Origin of the sequence: Mycoplasma sp. 4463 (genome assembly GCF_048381515.1) — a bacterium.
In the GTDB taxonomy this organism is placed as follows: domain Bacteria; phylum Bacillota_I; class Bacilli_A; order Mycoplasmatales; family Metamycoplasmataceae; genus Mycoplasmopsis.
The window spans coordinates 1-10510 of sequence record NZ_JBLWID010000028.1; the positions used below are offsets into that span (position 1 = coordinate 1).

Annotated in this window: 1 protein-coding gene; it reads right to left on the minus strand. The window is 28.5% G+C overall.

Annotated features, from left to right (window positions below; genetic code table 4):
• Window positions 1–402 precede the first annotated feature (402 nt).
• Complete coding sequence (locus ACNF36_RS02605; RefSeq protein ID WP_418303629.1) at window positions 403–10260, minus strand: lipoprotein 17-related variable surface protein; 9858 nt, start codon at window positions 10258–10260, stop codon at window positions 403–405.
• Between the last annotated feature and the right edge of the window lie 250 nt (window positions 10261–10510).

Here is a 10510-nt window from a genome sequence, read left to right on the forward strand (position 1 = left end):
ATGTGTAGTATCAAATTCTAAAAAGACATTGATAGACTTTATTTCTTAACACTTTTTAACTCATGATTATATATATATATATTATATACCTATGGAAGAAATGTGAAAAAATTAAAACTTTCTTGAAAATTGCATTAATTTCGGGTATGACATTAATTACTGTGGCATTTATTATTTCTTGTGAAAAATCTAAACAAAAAGAAATAAACTGTGACACTGAAAGTGGACAGAAGGGTTAATTAGACATAATAACACCTCAATGTTGTTGATGAGTTTCACATTTATGAAATTTTTAAGTGATTTTTGTGCAATTTTTTGGTTTTTAAAAAAATACAAAAAATCAGCACTATTTTTATCTAGTACTGATTGATTTTGATTGTTTATTAATTGTTAATTAACTTCTTATTTTTTCTTTCTACCGAATACAAAGATTAACATACCAATTAATCAAGTTACAGCTGAAACAGCTACAATGTATGGTCAAATTAAGATTGGTGATGCTTCTTTTAATCTTTTATCAATAGTTGTTTGTTTAACTACATCTTCGTTGTTATGAGAGTTAAGATTATTTAAAATTTCATCTGAATCTGCAATTGCTTTATTAATTGCATCTTGTTTAGCTTTAGTTAATTTTTCAAATTTCTTAGATTTGGTTAAATCCACTAAATCATTTTTAGCTTTAGCCAATTCTTCAGCATCAACATATAATTGAGTAATTTGATTATGTTTATTATCAAATTCTGTGCTTGTAGCATCATTATCTAAAATGTTATTGATTAATGTTGATTTGGTTGTGTCATTAAGCACGTCGCTCGCTTTAACTTGTTGAATTAATTTGTCTTTAGCTTTAACGTTATTTAAGTTATTTACAAAGCTTGAATCATTAGCTAAATCCAGTGTTTCGCTAATTAATTTATCTCTGGTTTCATCAGAAATTTTGTTGTCTTTAGCTTCTTGATGTAATTGATCAATTAAGTCTAATCTAGCTTTTTCATTGGCTAATTTATTAGTAAATTCTTCGCTTGTTTCATCTAATTCTCTAATTTTTTGAGAAATTGAATCTTTTTGTTCTTCTGTCAAGTTTGGATTTTGTCTAACTTGATCAATTGCTTCTTGTTTTTTGTTAATATTCTTAGCTATTTCATTGTAGTTTTGTTCAGTTGGATTATTATCTAAAACATCTTCAACTAATTTAGCTTTATCATTGTCACTTAAAGTTTGATCATTATTAATTTTGCTTAATTTATTTAATTGATCTTTGATGTTGTCAAAGCTCACTGAAGCATTTTTACTATTAGCATTAATTGGGTCTAATTCAGCAATTAATGCATCTTTTTGAGCTTGTGGCAAGTCTGATTGGTTAATTTGTTCGTAAAGTGCGGCTTTTTTATCAACATTACTAATTTGATGATCAAGACTTGATTTGGTTTGATTGTTATCTAAGTCAATAATTTCATTAACTAGATTTGCTTTATTTTCTTTAATTAACTCATCATTTGCTTTAATTTGTTCAATTGCTTTAACTTTAGCTGAAATATTATTTGCTTCAGTAGCAAAATTATCTGAATCTTTTGCTAAGTTATGAACTTGATCAATTAAAGCTTCCTTAGCATTTTCATCTAAATTAGGGTTTTGTTTAATTTGGTCAATTAAATTCAATTTAGATTCAATGTTATTTAATTTATCAGTTAATTTACTGTCATCATTAGGTACATTGATTACTTCATTTACTAATTTGTTTTTGTCTTCATCGCTAATGTGTTCATTAGTTTGAATTTTTTCAATTAGTTTAGCTTTTTGATCAATTTTAGCAATTTGATCAACCAAATCAGATTGTTTATTGTCTAAGTTAGCAACTTCATCAATTAATTGTGATTTTTGATCATCAGTTAAGTTAGGATTGCTTCTGATTTCTTTAATTTTATTTTCTTTAAGTTCTTCATTAGCTAATTGATCAGCAAATGTTTTATCTCTAGAGTCTAATTGACTGATATTATCACTTAATTTCGCTTTATCTTCAGCGTTTAATTGAGAGTCATCAGTAGTGTTAATTCTTTCATAAGCTTTTTCTTTATCTTTAATGTTCTCTAATGTATCGGCATATGAATTTTTGTCAGCTTCTTTGTTTAATTTATCATCAACATTAGCTTTTTGAATATCGTCAATTAAATCTGCTTTTTGTTCAGGTGTTAAATTAGAATTGTTTTTAACATTATTAATTAAGTCTGCTTTATTAACGATTTTATCTAAATTGTCTTTAAAGTTTTGAACTTCATCAGCATTATCTGAATCAGAAGGAATAGCTAAGTCTTTAACTTGATCTATTAAAGCTTGTTTTTCAGCAGGAGTTAAGTTGTTATTTTCATTAACTTTTTCAATTGCTTTTTCTTTAGCATATTCAAAGTTTTTATCACCGTCAAGAGCATTTTTTGCATCAATTAATGCTTTTTCTAATTCTAATACTTTAGAAACATCTTCATTAGCACCTTGTTTACTGATTAATTCATCAACTTTAGCTTTAGCTTCGTCGTAGTTGCCTTTTGGTTCTTGAGAAGCTGCGACATATTTAGGATTATCTGGTTGAGTTAATTCATCATTAATTGCCTTAGCAGTTTCTTTTAAGTGACCCATAGCATTGTTTAATGTTTGAGCCTTATCAACCACTTTATCAACATTAGCTAACAATTTAGCTTTATCAACTTCTTCAATTAAAGCTGTTTTTTGAGCGTCATTAAGATGTTCAAGACTATTAATTAAGTTTCTTGCTTCAGTTTTTTTGTTATTGATTTTTTCATCACCGTCAAGGTTTTGAGCGGCAACATTTAATTTTTCAATTAATGAATCTATGTTGTCAATACTTAATTCAGCGCTTCCATTTTCTTTATCAGCTAAATTGCTTGCATCATTAAACGCTTTATCAAATTCACGCATTTTTACTTCAGTTGCGTTTTTATAATCAACACTATTAGGTATGTCTTGATTGTCAGCAACTGCTTGTTTAAGTTCAACCATTTTTTCATCTAATGTTGTTGCTTCTTCAGTTACAGATCTAACATCTTCAGGAGTTGTAGCTTTATCAACTTTAGCAATTAAAGCTAATTTTTGAGCATCATTAATATTTTCTAAAGCATTAATTTTAGCAATTTCTTCAGCTCTAACTGTTTGAATGTGTTCTTTACCATTTAAGTTATTAATTGCTTCATGAACCGCATTGATTTTTTCTTCAATCTTGTCATTGTTTAAGATGTCTTTTGTGTCATCACTTGATTCGTTTAAAGCTATTTTATAGTATTTTAAAGCTTGAATAGCATCATCATATGCTTCTCTTAAATCTTCTTCTGAACCTGTGTAATTAATATCGTTTTTAATCTGAGTTTCGTTGTTTAAGTATTGACCAAGTGTAGCCATTGTACCATTAACCAAAGCATTATTTGCGTCAACAGAATTTACATCAGCAACTCTATCTTTTTCATTGATTTTAGCAATTGCTTCTGCTTTTTGTTGAGCGGTTAAGTTAGTGTAAACTGGGTTTTTGCCTTCGATTTTAGCAATAGCATTTTCTTTAGCTTGAGCAACTTTTTCATCACCATTTAAGCCATTAATTGCGCTATTAAATTCAGCAATTTTAGCATCAATTTGTTCAGCACTTAAGTTTGTGCCGTTGGCTCCTAAATCTTCAGCTCTAATTGCAATTTGATTATTGTATCTTGTTTGACGATCTTCATCTGCTTCAACATAATCTGTTGATTGTTTGTTAACTTCAGCTATATCTTTGTAAGCTTTCATTTTGTCATCAATTGCTTTAGCTTTTTTAACAATATTATTAGCTTCACTTGCTAGGTTATTTTTAACTTCTTGAGTTAAGGCTAATTTTTGAGATGGATTCAAGTTAGTTAAATTATCAATTGTTTCAATAGCTTGGATTTTAGCTGTTTCATCGGCTTTGGCTTGATCCAAAAGATTTTTAACATTAATTGCAAAATCTTTTTTTGTCTTATCTAATGTGGTAACATCAATTTTAGCAATATATGTATCTTGTTCAGCTTTATTTAAATTGTCTAATTTGTCTAATTCATCTTTGGCATTAGTTTGTGCATATTTAAGTGCCTTGCCATAAATTGCTTCTGTTTCTTCTTGTGTTGGAACTTTAGGTAATTTTTCAATTTCGGCTATTGATAAGCCTTTTTGGTTTTCGTTTAGACTTGGGAAATGATTGCTAATGTCATTTCTTAATACTTCTCTATTGCCATCAAGTGCTTCATCGGCGACTTTTAAGGTTTCTTTACTTTGGTTTGCTTCATCAGCTAAATCATTTAATGAATCAGCAGTTGCATTGCTTAAATCTTTAGCTTTTAATTCAGCTAATTTAGCTTTAGCATTTTTTAAGGCTTGATCAACAGCTTCTTTTCTGTCTTGCGCATCGTTGGTATAAATGCTTGTTGCAACTTTAGCTTCTGTAGAAGTAATTTGTTTTTCTAAGTCACCAAGAGCTAAGTCTAATTTTTGAGCTTTTTCTAAGATTTTTTGTGCAGCTTCTTCATCAGTAGCATTATTTAATAAGTCTTTAATGTTATCTTTTTGATCTTCTGATAAATTATCAAGTTTATCAACTGCTTTAGCTTTTTTGTTTTTGTTTTCTTCGCCATCAAGTGCGTTGTAAGCTTTTTCTAATTCTTTTAATGCTTGATCAATTGTTGCTTTATCTGTGTTTTGGCTTAATAATTCTTTAATTTTTGCTAATTCAGCATCGTAATTAGCTTTAACATCATGAGAAGCAAATTGATAGTTATCTAAAGTTTTGTCTGCTGAATAAGCATCATCATTTAATTCTAAATTAGCATTTTCTGTTAATGATTTTAGTTCGTTTAAAATGGTTACTTTAGCATTTGTCATTGCTTGATCTAAATTATTAGCTTTTTCTTTAATGGCTTCAATTTGATCAACATTTGAATTGGTAATTTCTGTAACTAATGCATCTTTTTGAGCTTGATTTAAATCATTTAATTGTTTAATATGTTTAATTGCTTGTTCTTTAGCATTATTGTCTGCCTGAGCAGCTTGAATAATAGTTAATAAATTAGCATCTGGTGAAGCAATTGTTGCTTTTTGAGCATTATCCAGTTGTTGTTTGTATTTAGTTTGTTCATCATTGCTTAAGTTTGCTAAAGCAGCTACAATTTCATTAGCTTTTGCTTTAGCTCCGGCAAAAGCAGAGCTGAGTATTTCATCAACTTTGCTTTGGTCTGGATTATTTTGATCCAAAGTTTCAATTTGTGTTAAGAATCTTTGTTTATCAATTAATAAACTATTGTCATAGTTATTAATTTCATCTCTTAAAATTTGTCTTTTGCCATCTAATTTTTCAATTTCATCATTTAATTTTTTTGTTTCATTAACAACGTTTGTGTTAATTTGCGTTAATTTATCTAAACTATCTATGTCGGCAAAATTGTCTTGTTTAAAGTTATTTAAGGTTTTTTCTGCTGCGCTAATTGCCTTATCAAACGCAGTTTGTTTAGCTTTTGTATCATTCGTATAAATATCTTTAGCTTGTTTAGCTTTAGCTTGTTTAGCTTTAGCTTCTGCTATTTTGTCAATTAAAGCTTGTAGATTGGCATTTAATTTTTCTGCTTCTTGGTAAATTTTATCAGCTTGCTTAGCTGAAGAAGCGTTGTTAATTAATTCTTTAATTTTAGCTTTTTGATTAGCACTTAAATTACCTAATTGATCTATTTTATTGTTTAATTCACTAACTTTGTTATTACCATTTAAAGCATTGTAAGTGGCTTGAAGATCACTCAATGTTTTTTCAACTTTTTGAAGATCTCCGTTTGTGCCTGTTTTTTTATTTAATAATGCTTGCGCAACTGACAAAGCAGTATCATAAGCTTGTTTTAAGTCATCGCTTGCTAATTTATATATAACATTAGTTTTTTCATCACTATTTTGATTGTCATTTAATGAATCATTATTAGTTAAAACTTCTAATTGATCAACAACAGTTGTGCTCAAAGCGCCCATTTTGTCATTTAAAACACTAGCATTATTAAACATTTGCTCGGAAGTTTGTTTGTCAGTAGCATTTCTAATTTGATCAGCTATTCTGTAAGCTTGATTGTCATTTAAATTAAGATACGTTGTAGCAACCTTATTAGCAATTTCATATTTTTCAACTTTAATTGTTAATTGATTTAATTTTTGAACTGTTTGCTCTTGTGCGTTTGCTTCATTTGAGAATGATGCTTGTTCTTGCTTGGTCAATAATTGACTATTGTTGATTTTTGCTAAAACTTCACGTCTTTTCTTTTCTAAAGTAGTTAAAAAGCCGTTTAAAACAATTGAATTTGTATCGCTTGAAACTTGGTCATTTAAGTCGGCAATACTTGATTGAAGTGCATAATCAACTGTAATTGTGCCGTTTTCGTCATTTTTAGTAATATTGTTTATTTTTACTAATGCATTTTGATTGTTTAAAGCACCAAAAACAATTTCATTATCTTGAATTTCAGAAGGTAACCTGTTTGCTTGATTGCTAATTGAATTGTTTGAAACTGTTAATGTGTTCTTTTTAATATTAGCAACCAATTCATTTAATCTTTTAACTTCTGTTTTAAAGTTGTTTACTGTTGCTTGTCTTTGTTCAGTTTCAATATCATTAATTCTTTTTGACTTAATTACATAATCAAAAGTTAATGTTCCAGTCTTATCATCAACAACAAATGAATTGTCTTTAAGAACAATTTCATCGGTTTTATCATTAATTCCATTTACATCAATATATTGAGCAAAGTTTTCTTTAGTAATTTCACGAGCCAATACCGATTTAGCTGTTTTAAGGGCAAATGTAGCATTTAAAGCATCGATTCTTTGTTTTTCTTGAACTCTATCAGCAGCAAAACCAGTAATTCAATTAGATGTTGTTTCATCACTTTGAATAGTTGTGTTATATAAGTTTTTAGTTGATTTTACAACAAAATTTAATTTTGCTCTACCGCTATCATCTAATTGCTCTTTTTGAGCTATTGCTTTAATTTCCACAATTGCGTCTGTTAAAGTATCAATTGGATAGAATTTGACTAATTGAGCATCTCTAACCAAGGTATTTGATTTTGTTTGATTATTAGCTTGATCATAACCAAATTTATTTTCATCAGAAGCTAATGCTTTAGTCATTCCATTAATTCTATCTTGTTCTTTAGCTAAGTTTAATGTTTTAGTGAAATCACTATCATTTTTATAAACTACATTTAATTTATTTGTATCTAAATTTGTATCAATTAATTTGTCGATTTCGCCTTTAAAAGTTTGTTTTTGAGCATCTGATAAGTTTTGTAAGGATTTAATTTGCGCTTTAACAGCACTAGCAGATTCTTTATAAACTGCATTAGAAATTTGCAATAAGTAACCATTAATTTCGTTTTGATCAGGTTTAGTTAAAACAAATTCTTGGTTGGCATTTGTTGCAAAATTATGACGATTGCCATATTCTGTCTCAGCAACATTTATTTTGCTAATTTTTCCAAATCAATTTGTTAAAGCGCTTGATTCGTTAGCAATGTCGTAGTATTTCTTAGCATCGATATAAACATACTTTTTAAATTCTTCAGCTAATTTACCACCATTGCCAAAAATGTTGTCTAATGAAGTAACTAAGTTGTTAAAACCTGTTAAGTAATTTTGTTTTAAGTTGGCACTTAATAAATTAGTTTCTGAAGCAAAAACATTATTTGCTTTATTATTTTCATTGTCTGATCCAATTAATTGATTCATTAATTTTGTTCAAGCTGGTTCATTAACATTACTAAATTGTTCTCTAGCGTTTTGGCCATCTCAAACATAAGAAGTGTTAGCTTGATTTTTGTCAATTAATGTACTGCCACCTGTAAATAAATCACTTGTTTTGATTGTGTCTAATTCTTGATTAAATGTTTTGGTTTTAGTGTAAATGTCATTAGCTAAACTAACAGCTTTTTCTAGTTTTTGAATATCGCCTAAATAGTCATATTTTCAGTTTGCTTTTCAAGCGTTTGCTAGTGTTGTGCTTGATTGACCTTGATCATTTTTAACTTGAATATTTACAAAATCATTTAAAGCTTTATTTTTAATTTTTTCAATAAAGGTTTTAATTTGTTGTTTGTTGTATTCAGAATCGGCGATTACTGCGTAATTGTTAATTTTATCTTCTAATGCTTTTAAGTTTTTTAAACCATTTGGAGTGCCAAAGTTCGCTCCTTTTCAAATTGCTAGGGTTGATTGAAGATTGTTATAGCTAACAGTTGTTGGAGCATTTGATCTATCAAATAATTTTTCGCTTTGATTAAATTCATTACTCTTGTAAGCAGCATATTGTCAATAAGAAAATTTGCGAGAATCAATATTATTTTTGTAAGCAGGAGTTGAAAATAAATAATCCAACTTTTTAGTTCCATCATAGTCATCAACTGTTACTTTTTCATCGTTTGAAGCATAATTAACTGTTTCAAAGAACTTTTCTTCAATTTGTTTTTGCAAGTCATCATATGCCTTAACATAAGCAATTCATTCATTAAGATTTCTCTTGCCTGTTCCACCTGGTAAGTTGTAATCTTGATCTATTTGCTTTTCTAAATCTGCCATTAATTGTGCTTTTTGAAGATTCGTTAGTCATTTAGATTCTTTGATTGTTGCAATAACAGTACCATAATCAGTTAATGATCAAACAATGTTTGAATTTATGTTGGCTTCGCTTGAAAAGTTATTACGGTCGCTTAATGTGAATCTACCATTATTATTAGCAAATTTTCAATATTTTTTGCTTTTTTCATCTTGTTTAATAACTAATTCAATGTTAGATGCTTGTCAAGTAGAAGGTGTGGTTGATGCAGAATCAACGTTATCAATATCAATAGATTCTTGAATAACTGCTTTATTAGTAAAAGGTTTACTAAAATCAGAATAGTTGCTAATATTGTTTCTATTAATTTTTACAACTGAATTACTGTCATTTAAATTTTTAGAACTATTTAGTTGTGTATTAACTAAATAAAATTCTGCTTGTGGGGCGTTTAAATCTAAAGTATTAAATGATTTTTTAACTCTATCATCATATTCTTCTTTAATAATCAAATTGGTGTTTCTTCAAAAACTAGGTTTTTGCATAGAAAATTTTTGCAATAAGCTTTGATTATCATAACGATAGGCTTGAGTTGTTCCAAAAAACGATCTTGTTGTAGAGTTGAAATCGTTTGTAGTTGTACCATCCGAATTTATGTTAAATCTAACATCAAATTCTAATACCACTTCTTGTGGTCTAGCTTGTGTACCGCGACCTGAAGCAAAGTAAAAATAACCACCAAGACTATTACGAATTGTGATTCAACCATCTGATTTAGCAAAACTTGCAGCATCATTATATAAACCATTGTCAGGTTTATATAATGCATATTTGTTTAAAAATGCCGCTCCATTAAAGCTAAAAATATCATGAACAATATCAGTTGTTCCCCAATCACTATTATCAGATCAACTTGTGTTTTTTGCTCCTGTTAAAGGATTTTCTGTGTAAAAAGCATTGTATCTACTTGAAAATTGTTTTGAAACGCTTTCTTCGCTTGTGCCGTCTGTAGTGGTAGTGTTTGAAATAACTGTAGGAGAAACGGTGGTACGACTAGTATAACTAAATGAGAAAGGGTCAATTGTTACGGTTTCGTGTCTTTCTAATTTAGGGCTTGTTTTATATTTTGATTTTCTCGCGTCATAAATTTTTACATCAATGTTGCTTGCCAAAACAATATCTTTAGAAAATCAAAAACCACCAGAAAAATAATTCTCGGGAATAAGCATTGAATCTTGGTCTTGATAAGCTCTCATCGACAAGTATCTAAGTCTAATTTTCTTAACGAAATTAGGATTTAAAGCGTTTGCGGAATCATCACTTGGATTTCAAATTGTTTTTTGTCCAGCGCTATTTTGTAATTCAACCCATCGACCATTTTCATAAATTTCCATAATTGTTTCAGGTTTTAAAGGGTCATCATTCTTTGGAAATCATGTTCGATCCACTTTTCCTCAAACTTCTTTGTTCCATGAACCTGTTTCATATTTTTCTACTGCTGTATTAGCGTTTCTTGTGGTTGTTGAAAAAATATTTATTTGGTCATAGTCACCTGTTTCGGCTTCTTTGTTATCAACTCTTATCAATGCTGATGGTAAAAATAGCAACAAAGGACTTGTTGTTACTCCAATTGTTAAAAATTTCTTTATTAATTTTTTATTTGCCATATTCTTCTCTCTTCTTAAATTAAAAATTTATAATTAAATTTACAATTCTAAATTAAATTTAATAATTACCGTTATATATACATTAAATATTTAAGTTTAATTATTAAAATTTTTAATTATTTTACATTATATATGTAAAAAAAAACTAGGACAAGAAAAGTAGACAGAAAAATAAAAAACTAAACTGGGACACTAAAAATGGACAGAAGGTTTAATTAGACATAATAACACCTCAATGATGTTGGGGTGT